This window comes from Nocardia yamanashiensis NBRC 100130 (assembly GCF_001613325.1).
Classification (GTDB): Bacteria; Actinomycetota; Actinomycetes; order Mycobacteriales; family Mycobacteriaceae; genus Nocardia; species Nocardia yamanashiensis.
Genome location: NZ_BDCD01000029.1, coordinates 14,456 through 31,248 on the forward strand (window position 1 = coordinate 14,456; position 16,793 = coordinate 31,248).

A 16,793-nucleotide genomic window follows, 5' to 3' on the forward strand; every position below is an offset into this window, starting at 1 on the left:
CCACCCTGGTGTGCCACCCGAATTTCAGAGCCTTTCGTAGATGGTGGCGTTGGCGAGTCCGCCTGCCTCGCACATGGTTTGGAGGCCGTAGCGGGCGCCGCGGTCGTGGAGGGCGTGGACGAGGGTGGCGGCCAGGCGGGAGCCCGAGGCGCCGAGGGGGTGGCCGAGGGCGATCGCGCCGCCGTTCACGTTCACCTTGGACAGGTCGGCGCCCGTGTCTTGCGCCCAGGCCAGCACTACCGAGGAGAACGCTTCGTTGACTTCGAACAGGTCGATGTCGGACAGTTCGAGCCCGGCGCGTTGCAGGACTTTGCGGGTCGCGGGGATGACGGCGGTCAGCATGAGCAGCGGATCGTCGCCGGCCACGGCGAAGCTGTGCAGACGGGCGAGGGGGCGCAGGCCGAGCTGGGCGGCGCGTTCGCTGGTCATGATCAGGACCGCGGAGCTGCCGTCGTTGATCTGGGATGCGTTGGCGGCGGTGATGTTCCAGCCGATCTGCGGGAAGCGCGCGGCCATCTCCTCGCTGTAGTAGGCGGGCCGGAGGCCGGCGAGGGTGTCCAGGGTGCTGCCGGTACGGATGCCCTCGTCGAACGTGATGCCGTTCAAGGGCGCCAGCTGGGCTTCGAAGAGGCCGTTCTTCGTTGCGGTGGCGGCCTTTTCGTGGCTGCTCAGGGCGAATTCGTCGAGCTGTGTGCGGGACAGCCCCCATTTGGCGGCGATCAACTCGGCGCTGATGCCCTGCGGGACGAGGCCCTCGGGATAGCGTTCGGCGAACCCGACGCCCGCGATGTCCTCCGCGCCGACCATATTGGCCCCCATGGGAACCCGGCTCATGGATTCCACGCCGCCGGCCACCACGATGTCGTACGCCCCGGCGATCACGCCCTGCGCCGCGAAGTGGATCGCCTGCTGGCTGCTGCCGCACTGCCGGTCGACGGTGGTGGCGGGCACCGATTCCGGATAGCCGGCGGCCAGGGCCGCGCGCCGGGTGAGGTTGGAGCCCTGTTCACCGACGGCGGTGACGACACCGCCGATCACATCGTCGATCAAGGCGGGATCGATCTCGCTGCGCCGCACCACTTCTCGCAGGCTGTGCGCGAACAGATCGACCGGATGCACCCCGTGCAATGCGCCGTTCGGCTTGCCCTTGCCGATCGGGCTGCGGACCGCTTCGACGATGACTGCGTCTCTCATTGCGATTCCTTCCGAATGCGCTGCCGTGCACCGCAGGGGGTATCCGGGGGCCTGGCCCCCGGACCCCCGGTGGGGCCGTGGCAAGCGCTGACTTTGTCGCTCTAAAGTCAGGTTAGGAGCTGGCCATAGTTCAGGCAAGTCAGCTTGGGTATGATGTGTGCCATGTCGGCCGTATTGGAAGGAAAGCTCAGTGACCTGAGCGCGTGGAAACCCGAGGAATGCTCGATCGCCAAGGCGATGGACCTGGTCGGAACGCGCTCGGCGATCCTGATCCTGCGCGAGGCGTACTACGGCACGACCAGGTTCGATGGCTTCGCGACGCGGGTGGGCATCACCGATGCCGCGGCATCGAGCGCATTGAAGAAGCTTGTGGATGCCGGGCTTTTCGAAAAGCGCCCCTATCAGGAAGAGGGCAAGCGCACCCGGCACGAATATGTGCTCACCCCGATGGGCTCGGACCTGCTCCCCGTCGTGGTCGCCCTCTGGCAATGGGGCGACAAGTACCTCCAGAACGGCGAACCGCCCCTGCAACGCCTGGAGGACGCGACCGGCGAACCGGTAGAGGTCGAATTGCGCAGCGCCTCGGGAAACAAAGTCTCCCTGGAGAATCTGCGCGTCCGGGTCAATCCCGGTTGGTGGCGGAAGCGCCGCCACCAACCGGACTGACTCAGTTCAACCGCCGCCCATCCTCGGGCGCGAAGAAGTACACGTGCTCCCCATCCGCCACCAGGGTGAGCTGTGCGCCCTTGGCCGGCGGATTCCGCCAATCCGCCCGCGCCACAATCGTTTCCCCGTCACCGAGCGTCCGCCCGTACACGTAGGCGTCGGAGCCGAGCTCCTCCACCACGTCCACCTCCATGGCGATCCCCGTCCCCTGCCCGGTGATCTCCAGATGCTCCGGCCGCACGCCCACCACCACGCTCGGCCCGGTCGCCGCCGCCACCGACCGCGGCAACTGCAGCGGGCACCCGCCCAGCGTCACGGTCCCATTGGTGACCGGCAGCGTGAACAGGTTCATCGCGGGCGAGCCCATGAACCCGGCCACGAACAGATTGGCCGGATTCCGGTACAGATCCCGCGGCGAGGCGCACTGCTGCAACAGCCCGTCCTTGAGCACCGCCACCCGATCCCCCATGGTCATGGCCTCGACCTGATCATGGGTCACGTACACGGTGGTGGTCCCGAGCCGCCGCTGCAACTGGGCGATCTGCGTGCGGGTCTGCACGCGCAGCTTGGCGTCCAGGTTCGACAGCGGCTCGTCCATCAGGAACACCTGCGGCTGCCGCACGATCGCGCGCCCCATGGCCACGCGCTGACGCTGACCACCGGAGAGCGCCTTGGGCTTGCGATCCAGGTACTGCTCGAGGTCGAGCAGCTTGGCCGCCTCCAGCACCCGTTCCTGCCGTTCGGCTTTGGACACCTTCGCCATCTTCAACGCGAAGCCCATGTTCTCCGCGACGCTCATATGCGGATACAGCGCGTAGTTCTGGAACACCATGGCGATATCGCGTTCCTTGGGTTCGGCGTGCGTGACGTCGTTCGCCCCGATCAGGATGCGCCCGCCGCTCACCTCCTCCAAGCCCGCGAGCATGCGCAGCGAGGTGGACTTGCCACAGCCGGACGGGCCGACCAGCACCAGGAATTCACCATCGGCGATTTCCAGGTTCAGCGCGTCGACGGCGGGTTTGTCGGAGCCCGGGTACAGCCGGGTGGCCTGGTCGAATGTCACCGTAGCCACGGTGGATCACATCCCTTCACCGGCAGGAACGTGCCGGACGATCCGTTGTAGAGGGGGTTGACCCAACTCTCGGAGGCTCTCGGGGGCTTCGCCCCCGAACCCCCTTTTCAGGGGTACGCCCGAAAGTTTCAGGGTCGGCGAAGAGACTAACCGAGGGGCAGAATGGGCCGCAGTGTCGATCGCCATTTGCTTTCAGCCAATAAAGGAGTGCGCATGAGCCATCCGATCCGCATCGGAGTGCAGTTGCAGCCCCAGCACGCCCCCAATTACGGGTTGATTCGCGATGCGGTGCGCCGCGCCGAGGATCTGGGCGTGGACATCGTCTTCAACTGGGATCACTTCTATCCGCTGTACGGGGATCCGGAGGGCGCGCACTTCGAGTGCTGGACCATGCTGGGCGCGATCGCCGAGCAGACCGAGCGGGTGCAGCTGGGTGCGCTGGTCACCGGTGGCGGCTACCGCAATCCGGACCTGCTGGCCGATATGGCCCGCACGGTCGACCACGTCAGCGACGGCCGCCTCATTCTCGGCATCGGCGCGGGCTGGTTCCAGAAGGACTACGACCAGTACGGCTACGACTTCGGCACCCCGGGCAGCCGGCTCGCGCTGCTGAAGGACTACCTGGCGCGCATCACCGACCGGCTGGCCAAGCTGAATCCGCAGCCGGTGCGCGATATCCCGATCCTGATCGGTGGCGGCGGCGAGAAGAAGACCCTGCGCCTGGTCGCCCAGTACGCCTCGATCTGGCACAGCTTCGCGGACCTGGACGCGCTGAAGTCCAAATCCGGCATCCTCGCCGCACACTGCGCGGAGGTCGGCACCGATCCCGCGGCCATCGAGAAGTCGGTGGCGTGGCCGGGCGTCGAGGCGGCCCCCGATTTCGTGGCGGCGGGCGCGACCCTGTTCACGGTGGGCACCGGCGGTCCGGATTACGACCTCACGAAGGTCGCCGAAGCTGTGCATTGGCGCGACAGCCTGTAATTCGTACGGAGACGGGACAGCTGATTTCGCACCGGTTGGGGTAACTCCCTGGGTACGCCCGGAATCGGGTTGGCACTGACCGCCGGCGCGCATGCATGAATTGCCGCGGCACCGGGCTGCGCGCTGAAGTCGCGGGGAGGCGGATAGGCTGGTTTGTCATGGTTTCCTTGCGCTCGGCCGCGCCCCGGCGATCCCGGCGGCAGCCCCGCATCCTGGCAGCTGCGGGAGTGCTGCTGACCACTTTGCTCGGCACGGTAACCCTGGGCGCGGGGGTGAGCACGGCCGCGCCGACGAACGGCGACCTCTGTTCCCCACCGGGCGTGGCGGCCGCCAGTGCGGCCCCGACCAATTTGGCTACGGGTCAGCAAGCAGCGGGCGCGGATCGGTTCACCACCGCATCCACGGTGCCGCTGAATCAGATCGATGTGTCCAAGCTGGGCTTGCTCACCCCGGGCAAGCTCAGCGTCGGCACCCTCTCGGACGCCCCGCCGAGCATCTGCGTCAACTCCAAGGGCACCTTCACCGGTTTCGACAATGAACTCCTGCGGGCCATCGGCGCGAAGCTGGGCCTGCAGGTGGAGTTCACCGGCACCGAGTTCGCGGGGCTGCTGGCGCAGGTCGCCAACAATCGCTTCGATGTGGGCTCTTCCAGCATCACCACCACCGATGCCCGCCGCCAGCTGGTCGGCTTCACCAACGGCTACGACTTCGGCTACTTCTCGCTGGTGACGCCGAACGGTTCGGCCATCAAGGGCTTCTCGGATCTGAAGCCGGGCAATCGGATCGGCGTGGTGCAGGGCACCGTGCAGGACGAGTACGTGGTCAACGAACTGCACCTGGACCCGGTGAAGTTCCCGGATTACAACACCGCCTACGCGAACCTGAAGTCCGGGCAGATCGACGCCTGGGTGGCCCCGTCGCAGCAGGCCATCGGCGCGATCAAACCGGGTGACGCGACCTCGATCGTGCAGAACACCTTCAGCGTCAACAACTTCGTGGGCTGGGCGGTGCGCAAGAACAACCAGCCGCTCACCGATGCGCTGAACGCCGGGCTGGACGCCATCATCGCCGACGGCACCTACGCCAAGCTGTACGAGGACTGGGTGCCGCGCGAGCTGCCGCCGGGCTGGAAGCCGGGTTCGAAAGCCGTTGCCGCGCCGCAGCTCCCGGACTTCGCGAAGATCGCGGCCGAGCACGCGGGCGACAACTCCGGCGGCGAGGTCGCGCAGCCGAAGTCCACGGTGCAGCAGTTGAAGGACACGTTCTTCGATTGGTCGTTGTACCGCAAGGCTTTCCCGGACCTGATCAAGACCGGTCTGCCGAACACGCTGATCCTGGCGCTGGTCTCGGGCGCGCTGGGCACCGTGCTGGGCATGCTGCTGGCGGTCGCCGGAATTTCCCGCACCCGCTGGTTGCGCTGGCCCGCACGGGTTTACACCGACATCTTCCGCGGCCTGCCCGCCGTGGTGATCATCCTGTTGATCGGCCTGGGCATCGGCCCGGTGGTCAAGGGCATCACCGGCAACAATCCGTACTGGCTGGGCGCGGTCGCGCTCGCCCTGCTGGCCTCGGCCTATATCGGCGAGATCTTCCGCTCCGGCATCCAGTCGGTGGAGCCGGGCCAGATGGAGGCCGCGCGCGCCATCGGTTTCGGCTACCGCCAGGCCATGACCCTGGTGGTGATCCCGCAGGGCGTGCGCCGGGTGCTGCCCGCGCTGATGAACCAGTTCATCGCGCTCATCAAGGATTCCTCGCTCATCTACTTCCTGGGTCTGCTGGCCTCGCAGCGCGAGCTGTTCGCGGTGGGCCGGGACCTGAACGCGCAGACCGGCAATCTGTCCCCGCTGGTGGCGGCCGGTCTGGTGTACCTGCTGCTGACCGTGCCGCTGACGCACCTGGTCAACTACATCGACAAGCGGTTGCGCACCGGACGTCCGGAGAATCCGGCCGAGCCGATCGAGCAGGCGGTCGTCACGGAAGGGCGTGGAGCATGAGTGCCTCTCTCACCGGTAAGGATCTGCATCTGACGCTGGGCACGAACCACGTGCTGCGCGGGGTGGACATCCAGGTCGACGCGGGCAAGACCACCACGGTCATCGGGCCGTCGGGTTCGGGCAAGTCGACGCTGCTGCGGGTGCTGAACCGCCTGCACGAACCCGACAAGGGCGACATCATGCTCGATGGCGCGTCCATGCTGAAGGTCAATCCGGACACGCTCCGGCAGCGCATCGGCATGGTGTTCCAGCACTTCAATCTGTTCCCGCACATGACGGTGGCGGAGAACATCGCGCTGGGTCCGCGCAAATTGCACGGGCTTTCGAAGGAGCAGGCGCGCACCCTGGCCGTGCAGCAGCTGGAGACGGTCGGGCTCGCGGGCAAGGCCGACGCGCGCCCGGCGAACCTGTCCGGCGGTCAGCAGCAGCGGGTGGCCATCGCGCGCGCCCTGGCCATGAAACCGGATGTGATGTTCTTCGACGAGGCCACCTCGGCGCTGGACCCGGAGTTGGTGAAGGGCGTGCTGGCGCTCATGTCGGAGCTGGCCCGCGGCGGCATGTCCATGATCGTGGTCACCCACGAGATGGGTTTCGCCCGTTCGGTTTCCGACCGGGTCGTCTTCATGGATCATGGCCAGGTGGTCGAAACCGGTTCGCCGGATCAGCTTTTCGACAATGCCGAGACCCCGCGCCTGCGGCAGTTCCTCTCCCAGGTGCTGTAGCGAGAAACCCTCGAGCTAACTAAGGGCAACCTAATTGGTCGGCTGTTCACCTGCTCGTCCCCTACGGCTCTTCTGGCGTGGTTACGGTGCGCCCGACAGTCGATCCTGGGAGCATGCAGTGAGCCTCAAACCCCTCAGCCTCTTCGTGAAGCACGATGGCGTCTCGTCGCGTTCCTCCGTGACCTGCCAGTACAAGTGCGGTAACGCGTGCTTCCACGAGGTCCCCAACACCTCGGCCGGTGAGTACTTCGGCGATATCGTCGCCGCCATCTCGCGCCGCCGCGTCTTCCAGGGCGGCGCCGCCCTGGTGCTGGCCGCGGGCGCCGGCAGCCTGCTGGCCGCCTGCGGTGACGACAAGGCCGAAGCCGCCGAAGCGAACCCGGGCACCGGCATCGGCACCGACTTCGAAGCGGTCGCGCCGAACAAGGAAGACGCCCTGGTCACCGCCAAGGGCTATGAGCAGAGCGTGGTCATCCGCTGGGGCGACCCGGTGGTGGCCGACGCCCCGAAGTGGGATTTCGCCAATCAGACCGCCGCCGCGCAGGCCAAGCAGTTCGGCTTCAACAACGATTACGCGGCGCTGCTGCCCATCGAGGGCAAGGACAATGCGTTCCTGCTGGTCGTGAACCACGAGTACACCACCGAACCGGCCATGTTCCTGGGCTACAACCCGGACGCGCCGACCCGTGAGCAGTTCGAGATCGCCCTTGCCGCGCACGGGCTTTCGGTGGTCGAGGTCAAGGGCGAGTCCGGCAGCGGCAAGCTCACCCCGGTCATGGGCCAGTACAACCGCCGCATCACCGGCACCACCGAGTTCAAGGTGACCGGTCCGGCCGCGGGCAGCGACCTCCTCAAGACCTCGGTCGACCCGACCGGCGCCAAGGTGCTGGGCACCTTCAACAACTGTTCCGGCGGCGTGACCCCTTGGGGCACCGTGCTTTCCGGCGAGGAGAACTTCAACCAGTACTTCGGCGGGGTGGCGGCCGATGCGACCGTGCAGGCGCGCGGCAAGCGCTACGGCCTCGGCTTCCCGGGCGCGGGCCAGGGCGAGATGCCGCGCCGCTGGGAGACTTTCGACAAGCGCTTCGACGTGGCGGCCGAGCCGAACGAGTCCAACCGCTTCGGTTACGTGATCGAGGTGGACCCGTGGGATCCCACCGGCACCCCGGTCAAGCATTCGGCCATGGGCCGCTTCAAGCACGAGTCGGCGAACATCTACGTCACCAAGGACGGCACCGTCGTCGCCTACTCCGGCGATGACGAGCGGTTCGAGTACATGTACAAGTTCGTGTCCGCCAAGAAGATCCAGCCGGGCAATACCGCCGCCGCCCGCAAGGCGAACATGACCATTCTCGACGAGGGCACCCTCTACGTCGCCAAGCTCACCGGCGATCACGCGGGCCAGGTCGACGGCAGCGGAAAGGTGCCGTCCGACAAGGGCTTCACCGGCAAGGGCCAGTGGATTCCGCTCCTGCAGACCGGCGCGGACGGCAAGGGCAAGTCGCTGGTCGAGGGCATGAGCGCGGAAGAGGTCGCGGTGTTCACCCGCCTGGCCGGCGACAAGGTCGGGGCCACCAAGATGGACCGCCCGGAGGATTTCGAGCCCAATCCGCTCACCGGCAAGGTGTACGTGGCGCTCACCAACAACAAGAACCGCGGCGACGAGGGCAAGGCCGCCGCGGACGAGGCGAACCCGCGCAACCAGAACAAGAACGGGCAGATCCTCGAGCTCGTCGACAATCACGCGGGCACCGACTTCACCTGGTCGCTGCTGCTGGTCTGCGGTGATCCGAAGACCGCCGACACCTATTTCGCCGGGTTCGACAAGAACAAGGTCAGCCCGATCTCCTGCCCGGACAATCTGGCGTTCGATCCGCACGGCAACCTGTGGATCTCGACCGACGGCAATGCGCTGAAGTCGAACGACGGGCTGTTCTCGGTGGTGCTCGAGGGTGAGAAGCGCGGCGAGACCAAGCAGTTCCTCACCGTGCCGATCGGCGCGGAGACCTGCGGGCCGATCGTCACCAAGGATCGCGTCATGGTCTGCGTGCAGCATCCGGGCGAGCTGGATGGCGCGAGTGCCGACAAGCCGGGATCGCACTGGCCCGACGGCGGGACCTCGCAGCCCCGCCCGGCGGTCGTGGTCGTCTGGAAGACCGGCAACGGCAAGATCGGGGTTTAGGAACAACTCTCGTAGCTCTCAGGGGCTTCGCCCCCGAACCCCCTGAGAGCAACCTAGCTGCTCCCGCGTCCGCTGCCGCTGAAGGGCATATTGGCGTAGGCGGCGAAATCGCCCTGCGCTCCGCTGTAGACGTTCATGTCGACGCCCGCCGCGATGCCGGGAATCCGCCCGGAGTCGCTGGTCTGCCAGAAAGTCCAGGTAGGCCAGCCTCCGGGCACTTCCGGTCCGTCATTGCCGCGATAGTCGGCGATCCACAGCGGATACCGGGTGAACTGATTGCTGTCGGCCATCGCCGTCTGCCAGAAGCGCGGATAGGTGTAGATGATCGGCACGCGACCGGTCAACGCCTGCACGGTGTTCAGATACCGGTGCGTCCAGTCGATGAGCGCGTCCGGCGGCAGCCCGCCCGAATCCTCCATGTCCAGCACCGGCGGCAGATCCAGCAGCCCGTTCTGGCCGAGCACGATGGTCGCGTACAGCGCCGCCTGCGGTTCGGGCGGCAGTGCGGGACGCGCGAAATGGTAAGTGCCCCGGGCGACTCCGGCCACCCGCATGGCGAGGCTGTCCGGAATGAAGTGCGGATTCACGTAGTTCAGGCCCTCGGTGGCCTTGACCATGGCGAATTCGTGGCCCGCGTTGCGCACCGCGAACCAGTTGATGCCCTGGCCGCCGGGATGTTGCCAGGACGCGACATCCGGCCCCGTCACGTCCGCGGCCGCCACGCCCGCGAAGGTTGCCGTAAAGATGCCAGCTGCCGCTACAGATACCACTCTCATCAGGTTGTGGTGGTTCATGCGCTGAAAGGCTAGGTTGCTGACGCGTCATAGTCGGTTAGGCGCGGCTGTGATATTCGCCAATTGTTAGCTATTTCCTATGGAATCAGCTCGAGCCGATTACTTCTCCCGAACCCCCACGGCCTTCATCATTCGGCCCATGAGTTCAAAACCGCTGTCCGGGCCTGTTGGATGGCTGACGCGTATCGATGCCGATTGGGGATCGGTGTTGTTCGCCGGAGTGATCGTGCTGGCCGCCCTGGCCGGTGTCCTGCCCAAGATTCCGTGGTGACCCGATGAGCACCGTGGACATCACCAAAGAAGAACCCGCCGGCGAACCGGCAGTCGCGAGCGGACCGCGCAAGCTGCTCGAACTGCTCCCCGGCATCCTGCTGCTCGCCGCCGTCGGAGTGGCGGCCAAGTACACCCAGATCTATGTGAACAAGCTGGCCCATCACGAGGGCTGGCGCTTCCCGGATATCGAATACGTGCTGTGGGCCATTATTTTCGGCCTCGTCATCGCCAATACCATTGGCGTGCACCGGATTTTCAAACCCGGTGTGGGCAGCTACGAATTCTGGCTCAAGGTCGGCATCGTGGCGCTCGGCTCCCGCTTCGTGCTCGGTGACGTCGCCAAGCTGGGCGGCAGCAGCTTCATCCTGATCCTCATCGATATGACGGCGGCGGGCGCGATCATCCTGCTGGTGGCGCGGCTGCTCGGCCTGTCCGGCAAGCTGGGATCGCTGCTGGCGGTGGGCACTTCGATCTGCGGCGTCTCGGCCATCGTGGCCACCCGCGGTTCCATCCGGGCCAAGAACTCCGAGGTCAGCTACGCCATCGCCGCGATTCTGGCGCTGGGTGCCGTCTCGCTGTTCGCGCTGCCCGCCATCGGGCACGCGATCGGGTTGACCGACAACGAGTTCGGCCTCTGGGCGGGTCTGGCGGTCGACAACACCGCCGAGACCACCGCCACCGGTTACGCCTACTCCGATGCCGCCGGCAAGGTCGCGGTGCTGGTGAAGTCCACCCGCAATGCCCTCATCGGCTTCGTGGTGCTCGGTTTCGCCGCCTACTGGGCCTCGCGCGGCGAAGCCGACCAGATCGCCACCGGCGTGCGCGCCAAGGCGGCCTTCATCTGGGAGAAGTTCCCCAAGTTCGTGCTCGGCTTCCTCGCGGTGTCGGCGCTGGCCACCCTGCACTGGATCAGCAAGGCGCAGTTGACGAATCTGGCGAACATCTCGCGCTGGGCGTTCCTGCTCACCTTCGCCGGCGTCGGCCTGAACACCGATCTGCGCGAACTGGCCCGCGCGGGCTGGCGGCCACTGCTGGTCGCCATCGCGGGCCTGGTCGTGGTGGCGAGCGTGTCACTCGGCCTGGTGCTGCTGACCTCCCGGGTGCTGCACTGGGATCTGTTCTAGCCCAGCCAGTCCAATACCGATGCGGCAGTCCAGGATTGCTGCATACTGCCCAGCGGTTCCCCGGTGAAGGGCTCGTAGTACTCCGCGAAGCTCCCGTCGCTGGCCTGGCGCAAACCTTCCGCGCGCAGCATGAAGGAGCGCTCGGCCCAGCCGCGGCGGGCGAAGACCCAGGAGAACAACCAGCTCATCACCGGCCACACCGGCCCGCGCCAGTATTCGCGGGACCGGAAGTCCTTGGACACCGGCGATGTCGAGGGCGGCAGCGCGTAGCGCAGATCCGGATGCCCGCACCAGCGCGGGCCCTCGAACAGGCGCAGCAGCCGTCGCTCGGCATCGCGGGTGAGCCCGCCGCACAGCAGGGGCGCGAAACAGGCCAGGGTCTCGGTATCGATCCAGCGGTCCGCGCGCACGTCGAAATCGCGGGCCACACCCGTGCGGGCATCGGTGGTCGCGACCACGCCCGCCCGGAAGTAATCGGCCCATTCGTGCAGTTCCCGCACGTCGGCGTGCGGCTGCTTGTAGTCCTCGCCGATATTGGCCAGCACATCGCAGGCCAGCGCGAAGATGGCGGTGACGAACACGTCCTCCACCGCGAAGCTCATGGTGGACGCCAGCTGGTAGTCGTCGTAGCCGGCCCGGCGCATCTGCTCGACCAGCCACATGTACCGGTCGTATTCGCGATCCGACGGCCGCTGCGTCGGATCGCCGACCACGTGCAGGTCCTCGCGCACATACGGCGGCAGGTCGGGGCCCGGAATCACGTTGTCGTAGGCGCGATCCCAGCGCGGCGAATTGTCCATGCCGGATTCCCAGCCGTGGTAGAGCGTGATTCGCCCGTGCTGCTTGGGATCTCGCGCGTACGCCAGCCAGCGATGCCAGCGCATCAGATCGGGCCAGCGGCGCTGCAGGAACTCCTCGGCCACCGCGCGGGTGGAACGCCCGTGCCGGCGGGAGTGATCCAGGATCCGTTGCACCGCAATGGCATGCACGGGCGGCTGGGTGATGCCGGAGGTATCCGGCCCATCCGGCGCGTCGGCCGCGAGTCGCCGGCATTCCCAGCGCGACGGCCCCGGGAAGTACCCGTCCACGCCATTGGCGAAGACGATGTGCGGGATCATGCCGTTGCGCCATTGCGCCGATAACAAGGTGTCCAGTTCCAGCGCCGCGCGTTCCACACTCAACGGGGCCAGACCGACCGCCACGAACGCCGCGTCCCAGCTCCACATGTGCGGATACAACTTGGGCGCGGCACTGGTCATGGTGCCCAGGTCGTTGCCGCGCAGCAGGTAGGCGGCGCGGGCCGCGAGCTGGGTGGGCGTGAACCCCGGGTTCGTCATCGCCCTATTCTGCGCCGGTACCTTCAGGTATGCGCGGTGGGCATGAATGACGGCGGTACCGACGGACGACTCTTGATCGCCAGATTGCACTCTGTTCGCCTACTTTCCATGAGCCTCGCCCGGAGCATCGCCGCACATCCGCGCCCGGTTACGGTGATCGCATGGCGAATTCCGTAAATAGCGGCGACCGTCGTCCCGTAGCGCTCGTCACCGGGGCCAGCCGGGGCCTGGGCGCGGCCATCGCGCGCGAGCTCGCGCCCACACACCGGCTGCTGCTCGGCGCGCGCACGGCGGCGGCGCTGGAACCGATCCTGGATGAACTGCCCGATGCCACGGGTTTCCCGGTGGAGCTGACGGACTACCCGGCGGTGGCTGCGGCGGTGGAGCCTTTCGACCGGCTTGATGTACTTGTGCACAATGCCGGGATCGCCGACCTGGGAACTTTAGCCGATTCGTCCGTCGCGCAATGGCGGAACACCTTGGAAGCCAACCTGATTGCCGTGTCGGAGCTGACGCGCGTGTTGCTTCCGGCGTTGCGCGCGGCGCGCGGGCACGTGGTGCTGATCAACTCGGGAGCGGGACTGCGGGCGAACCCGGGCTGGGGCGTCTACGCCGCCAGCAAGTTCGGCCTGCGCGCCTTCGGCGACGCGCTGCGGCTCGAGGAACCCGAGCTGCGGGTGACCTCGATTCATCCGGGCCGCATCGATACCGATATGCAGCGGGCGATCGTCGCCGACGAGGGCAACGAATACCGTCCCGATGACTTCCTCGAGGCCGGGACCGTGGCGCGGGTGGTGCGTCAGGCGATCGAGACGCCGCGCGACGCGCACCCCACCGAAATCGTGCTGCGACCCATCCCACGCTGAGGATTCGGTACGTTTCATTCGAATTTCGATCGTTTCGCGCAGATTTCGTGACCTGTTCACCAGTAGTCGATATAACGGATGAGGCGGTGCGTAGGGAGGCGCGGACCGGCCCTCGAGCGGAAATTCGGAGTGAACGACGACCATGGACAGACGACGGCTGCTCACGCTGCTCGCCGCCGGAACGGCCGCCGCCCTGACCGGCTGCACCAAAGCGCAGGGCGACGACCTGATCGACACCGGTTCGGCGGGCAACGGCACCTTCACCATGCCGGATATCCCGACCGCGCCGCGCGGGCTCCCCGCCCCGCCCGGCGGGCCGAAGACGCAGCTCGCGGCGGGCACCACCATTACCGCGCTGCCCGGCAGCGGGAACAGCATGGCGCTCACCGTCGATGACGGCGCGAGCCCCGAAGTGGTCGGCGCCTACATCAAGTTCGCCAAGGACACCGGGGCGCGCTTCACCTTCTTCGTGACCGCGTACTACGACTCCTGGACCACCCACAAGGCCGCGCTGCGCCCGCTGGTGGACTCCGGGCAGATCCAGCTCGCCAATCACACCTGGGATCACGCCGATCTGACCACGCTGTCGGCGAGCGCGGTCTCCTCGCAGCTGGAACGCGCGAAGACCTTCCTGCACAACAATTTCGGCGTGGCGGGCACCCCGTACTACCGCCCGCCGTTCGGCCGCCACAATGCCACCGTGGACCGGGTCGCCGCCGACCTCGGCTACACGGTGCCGGTCATGTGGTACGGCTCGCTCTCCGACTCCGGCGTGATCACCGAGCAGTACCTGATCGAGTGCGCCCACAAGTACTTCAATCCCCAGACCATCGTCATCGGGCACGCCAACGCGCCCGCCGTGACGCACTGCTACGACCAGCTGGTCGAGATCATCCGCGAGCGCAACCTGTCCATGGTGACGCTCAACGATGTTTTGTTGCCTCCGCGCTAGTTCCGCGGCGTGAGTTGATCGAGGTTCGACATGGATAGACGGCGGCTGCTGACGCTCCTGGCGGCGGGCGCCGCTGCGACGCTCGCCGGTGCGGGCGCAGCGCGGGGCGAATTCCCCTGGGAGACAGGCTCGACCGGGGGCACGGGCGCCGCGCCCGGCCTGCCCCGGGTGCAGATCGGCCCCGGGGCCATCCAGTCCCTGCCCGGCGACGGCAACAATATGGCGCTCACCATCGACGACGGCGCGAACCCCGCCACGGTCGGTGCGTTCATAGAACTGGCCCGCCGCACCGGAATTCGCCTCACCTTCTTCGTCACCGCCTACTACGACTCCTGGCTGATCCACCGGGATGCCCTACGGCCCCTGGTCGATTCGGGCCAGATCCAGCTCGGCAATCACAGCTGGGACCACCCGGACCTGACCAAACTCTCCGCCGGCGCCGTGGCCGACCAACTGGACCGCGCGAAATCCTTCCTGTGGAACAACTTCGGCGTCGACGGCACCCCCTACTACCGCCCGCCCTACGGCCGCCACAACGGACTGGTCGACCAGGTCGCCGCCGACACCGGCTACACGGTGCCCACCATGTGGTACGGCACCTTGAACGACACCGCCCCCGTAATCAGCGAGGCCCTACTCCTCGACAGCGCCCGCCAATGGTTCAACGCCCAATCCATCGTCATCGGCCACGCCAACCGCACCACGGTCAACAACATCCTCGACCAGCTCCTGGACATCGTGCGCGAACGCAACCTGCAGCTGGTCACGCTCAACGACGTCATTCAGGTGATGTGATGGTAGTCACAAAACCGAAGTGGCCGAACCGCTTCGGCCGGTCCGGCGTCCCTACCATCGGCAATACCCGATACCAGGGATGAGAGCTCACCATGACCGCACGACATCGGCCGATCGTCCTCGCGGTGCTGGCGGCCGCCGCCGCGAGCGCCTGTAGCACCGCATCCGAACCGGCGGGAGCGCCGGCGCTGCCGAGTTCCACCACGAGCGCGGCAACCAGCGCGCAGGCCACCGCCATCGCCATCAAGGACCTCGGCGGCAAACAGGCCCTGGCCGATTCCGCGGGCCGCGCCCTGTACCTGTTCACCAAGGACACCGCGGGGACCTCCGCCTGCACCGGCGACTGCCTGGTGAAATGGCCCGTCCTCCCCGGCACGGTGAGCGCGGGGTCCGGCGTCGACGCCGGCAAGATCGGCACCATCACTCGCCCCGACGGCGGCACCCAGGCCAGCTACGCCGGCAAACCCCTCTACTACTTCTTCGGCGACAAAACCCCCGGCGACACCGCCGGTCAGGGCGTCAACGGCGTCTGGTTCCTGATCGGCGCCACAGGTGAGGCCATCCGCTGATGCGAATGCGGTGGACGGCGCGCCGCCAGGTGTCGGACGCGGAATTCCTGACCGCGATCGATGCCGCCCACGGCCGCGCCGTCCGCGCCTACCTGCGCACCAATTGGCGCGACCCGCACCAGGTCGAGGACCTCACCCAGGATGTGCTGATGCAAGCATGGCGCTCGGTGGAAACCCTGCGCCGCAAGGACATCACCGACCGCGAGATCCGCGCCTGGTTGCTCACCACCGCCCGCCGCGTCCTCATCGACCGCTGGCGCGCCGAACAACGCCGCCCCGCAACCCCGCTCGATCAATCCGACCTGCTGGCATTCGCCCCCACCGACGAGCCACTGGACCGTGCCCTGGATGCTTGGCTGGTCGCCGAGGCCCTGGACCGCCTCTCCCCGGAACACCGCGCGGTCGTAACCGAACTCTTCTACCGAGACCGCTCCGTCGCCGAAACCGCCCGGCTGCTGGGCATTCCCGAAGGCACCGTGAAATCCCGCAGCTACTATGCCGTCCGCGCCCTGCGCACCATCTTCGACGAACTGGGGGTGACCCGATGACCGCCGAACACGACGACTACCGCCACCTGCTCGGCGCGTACGTCCTCGGCGGCATCACCCCCGCTGACCGCGCCGTCGTGGACACCCACATCGCCACCTGCCCCACCTGCCGAGCCGAACTGGCCGACTTCGCCGTCATCCCGTCCCTCCTGGCCAAAACCGCCGCCCCCGAACCGGATCCGTCACCCGAACCGGACCGGACGGCCGTACCGCAGGACAGGATCGCGCCGCACGAGACCCCTGCGCTGCACGAAGCGCTGCGCACGGTAGCCGCCGTGCGAGGAGCGCAGCGCCGCCGACGTCGTTCGGCAACGGCCGTGCTGGCCGCCGCCGCGCTCGCCACCGGAATCGGTGTGGGCAGCGCGCTCGCGCCCGACCCCGTCGCCCCCGGGCCCGCCCCTATCGCTGCTCAGCGCAGCATCACGCTGGCCGCGCCCGCCGGAACCTCGACCGGCTCAGTGGATCTCGCACCCAAACCATGGGGCACCGAACTCCACCTGACCCTGCACGACCTCCCCACCGGCACCCGCCTGACCGCGATCGTCATAGGCACCGACGGCCACACCGAATCCGCCGCCACCTGGACCACCCCCGCCCAGCCCCAAATCAAAGTCACCGGCGCAACCTCATTCCGCCCGGAAACCGTGCAACGCATAGAAATCCGCTCGGAATCCGGCACGCCGATCGCCACCAGCTGACCCACCCACCCAACCTGGAACGAATT

17 protein-coding genes are annotated in these 16,793 nt (G+C 67.2%); 13 read left to right on the top strand and 4 right to left on the bottom strand.

The window, feature by feature from the left end; translation table 11 throughout:
• Nucleotides 1-24 precede the first annotated feature (24 nt).
• Nucleotides 25-1,194, bottom strand: coding sequence for a thiolase family protein (locus NY1_RS31075; RefSeq protein WP_067720709.1), 1,170 nt, complete (start codon nt 1,192-1,194; stop codon nt 25-27).
• A 162-nt stretch (nt 1,195-1,356) separates the two neighbouring features.
• Between NY1_RS31075 and NY1_RS31080 the strand changes: the two genes are divergently transcribed.
• Nucleotides 1,357-1,860, top strand: coding sequence for a winged helix-turn-helix transcriptional regulator (locus tag NY1_RS31080; RefSeq protein ID WP_067720798.1), 504 nt, complete (start codon nt 1,357-1,359; stop codon nt 1,858-1,860).
• 1 nt (nt 1,861) lies between these two features.
• Here NY1_RS31080 and NY1_RS31085 read toward each other — a convergent pair whose 3' ends face one another.
• Nucleotides 1,862-2,932 (bottom strand): ABC transporter ATP-binding protein, encoded by a 1,071-nt coding sequence (locus tag NY1_RS31085; protein ID WP_067720710.1) that lies wholly within the window; start codon nt 2,930-2,932, stop codon nt 1,862-1,864.
• A gap of 213 nt (nt 2,933-3,145) precedes the next feature.
• Between NY1_RS31085 and NY1_RS31090 the strand changes: the two genes are divergently transcribed.
• The 4 genes from NY1_RS31090 (at nt 3,146) to NY1_RS31105 (ending at nt 8,811) form a co-directional block, all read left to right on the top strand.
• The gene (locus tag NY1_RS31090) at nt 3,146-3,913 is read left to right on the top strand and encodes an LLM class F420-dependent oxidoreductase (RefSeq protein WP_067720711.1); all 768 of its coding nucleotides are present in this window, start codon (nt 3,146-3,148) and stop codon (nt 3,911-3,913) included.
• Nucleotides 3,914-4,071: 158 nt separating this feature from the next.
• Nucleotides 4,072-5,907 (top strand): ABC transporter substrate-binding protein/permease, encoded by a 1,836-nt coding sequence (locus tag NY1_RS31095; RefSeq protein ID WP_084535672.1) that lies wholly within the window; start codon nt 4,072-4,074, stop codon nt 5,905-5,907.
• Nucleotides 5,904-6,629, top strand: coding sequence for an amino acid ABC transporter ATP-binding protein (locus tag NY1_RS31100; protein ID WP_067720712.1), 726 nt, complete (start codon nt 5,904-5,906; stop codon nt 6,627-6,629). The genes NY1_RS31095 and NY1_RS31100 overlap by 4 nt, the downstream gene beginning before the upstream one ends.
• 118 nt (nt 6,630-6,747) lie before the next feature.
• The gene (locus NY1_RS31105) at nt 6,748-8,811 is read left to right on the top strand and encodes a PhoX family protein (RefSeq protein ID WP_067720713.1); all 2,064 of its coding nucleotides are present in this window, start codon (nt 6,748-6,750) and stop codon (nt 8,809-8,811) included.
• Between the two features lie 53 nt (nt 8,812-8,864).
• Here the strand turns inward: NY1_RS31105 and NY1_RS31110 are convergent, their stop codons facing one another.
• Nucleotides 8,865-9,587 (bottom strand): glycoside hydrolase family 25 protein, encoded by a 723-nt coding sequence (locus NY1_RS31110; RefSeq protein WP_067720800.1) that lies wholly within the window; start codon nt 9,585-9,587, stop codon nt 8,865-8,867.
• A gap of 157 nt (nt 9,588-9,744) precedes the next feature.
• Here NY1_RS31110 and NY1_RS45205 point away from each other — a divergent pair, with 157 nt between their 5' ends.
• Nucleotides 9,745-9,876: a hypothetical protein gene (locus tag NY1_RS45205; RefSeq protein WP_267888464.1), complete on the top strand. Its 132-nt coding sequence runs from the start codon at nt 9,745-9,747 to the stop codon at nt 9,874-9,876.
• Between the two features lie 4 nt (nt 9,877-9,880).
• Nucleotides 9,881-11,002, top strand: a complete 1,122-nt coding sequence (locus NY1_RS31115; RefSeq protein ID WP_084535675.1) for a YeiH family protein — start codon at nt 9,881-9,883, stop codon at nt 11,000-11,002.
• Here NY1_RS31115 and ggh read toward each other — a convergent pair.
• The gene (gene ggh, locus NY1_RS31120; RefSeq protein WP_067720714.1) at nt 10,999-12,339 is read right to left on the bottom strand and encodes a glucosylglycerate hydrolase; all 1,341 of its coding nucleotides are present in this window, start codon (nt 12,337-12,339) and stop codon (nt 10,999-11,001) included. The two genes, NY1_RS31115 and ggh, sit on opposite strands and share 4 nt — an antisense overlap.
• 161 nt (nt 12,340-12,500) lie before the next feature.
• On the opposite strand from ggh, the gene NY1_RS31125 reads away from it, so the two are divergent.
• From NY1_RS31125 to NY1_RS31150, 6 genes are all read left to right on the top strand, one after another.
• Complete coding sequence (locus NY1_RS31125; RefSeq protein WP_067720715.1) at nt 12,501-13,205, top strand: SDR family oxidoreductase; 705 nt, start codon at nt 12,501-12,503, stop codon at nt 13,203-13,205.
• Nucleotides 13,206-13,347: 142 nt separating this feature from the next.
• Complete coding sequence (locus NY1_RS31130; RefSeq protein WP_067720716.1) at nt 13,348-14,157, top strand: polysaccharide deacetylase family protein; 810 nt, start codon at nt 13,348-13,350, stop codon at nt 14,155-14,157.
• 30 nt (nt 14,158-14,187) lie between these two features.
• Nucleotides 14,188-14,952, top strand: coding sequence for a polysaccharide deacetylase family protein (locus NY1_RS31135; protein ID WP_067720717.1), 765 nt, complete (start codon nt 14,188-14,190; stop codon nt 14,950-14,952).
• 92 nt (nt 14,953-15,044) lie between these two features.
• Nucleotides 15,045-15,521 carry a COG4315 family predicted lipoprotein gene (locus NY1_RS31140; protein ID WP_067720718.1) on the top strand — a complete coding sequence of 159 codons (477 nt, stop codon included), beginning with the start codon at nt 15,045-15,047 and terminating at the stop codon, nt 15,519-15,521.
• Nucleotides 15,522-15,526: 5 nt separating this feature from the next.
• On the top strand, nt 15,527-16,069 hold the full coding sequence (locus NY1_RS31145) for a sigma-70 family RNA polymerase sigma factor (protein ID WP_067720802.1): 543 nt from the start codon (nt 15,527-15,529) through the stop codon (nt 16,067-16,069).
• Nucleotides 16,066-16,767, top strand: a complete 702-nt coding sequence (locus NY1_RS31150) for an anti-sigma factor family protein (RefSeq protein ID WP_067720719.1) — start codon at nt 16,066-16,068, stop codon at nt 16,765-16,767. Before NY1_RS31145 ends, NY1_RS31150 begins: the two co-directional genes overlap by 4 nt.
• The last annotated feature ends 26 nt before the right edge of the window (nt 16,768-16,793 follow it).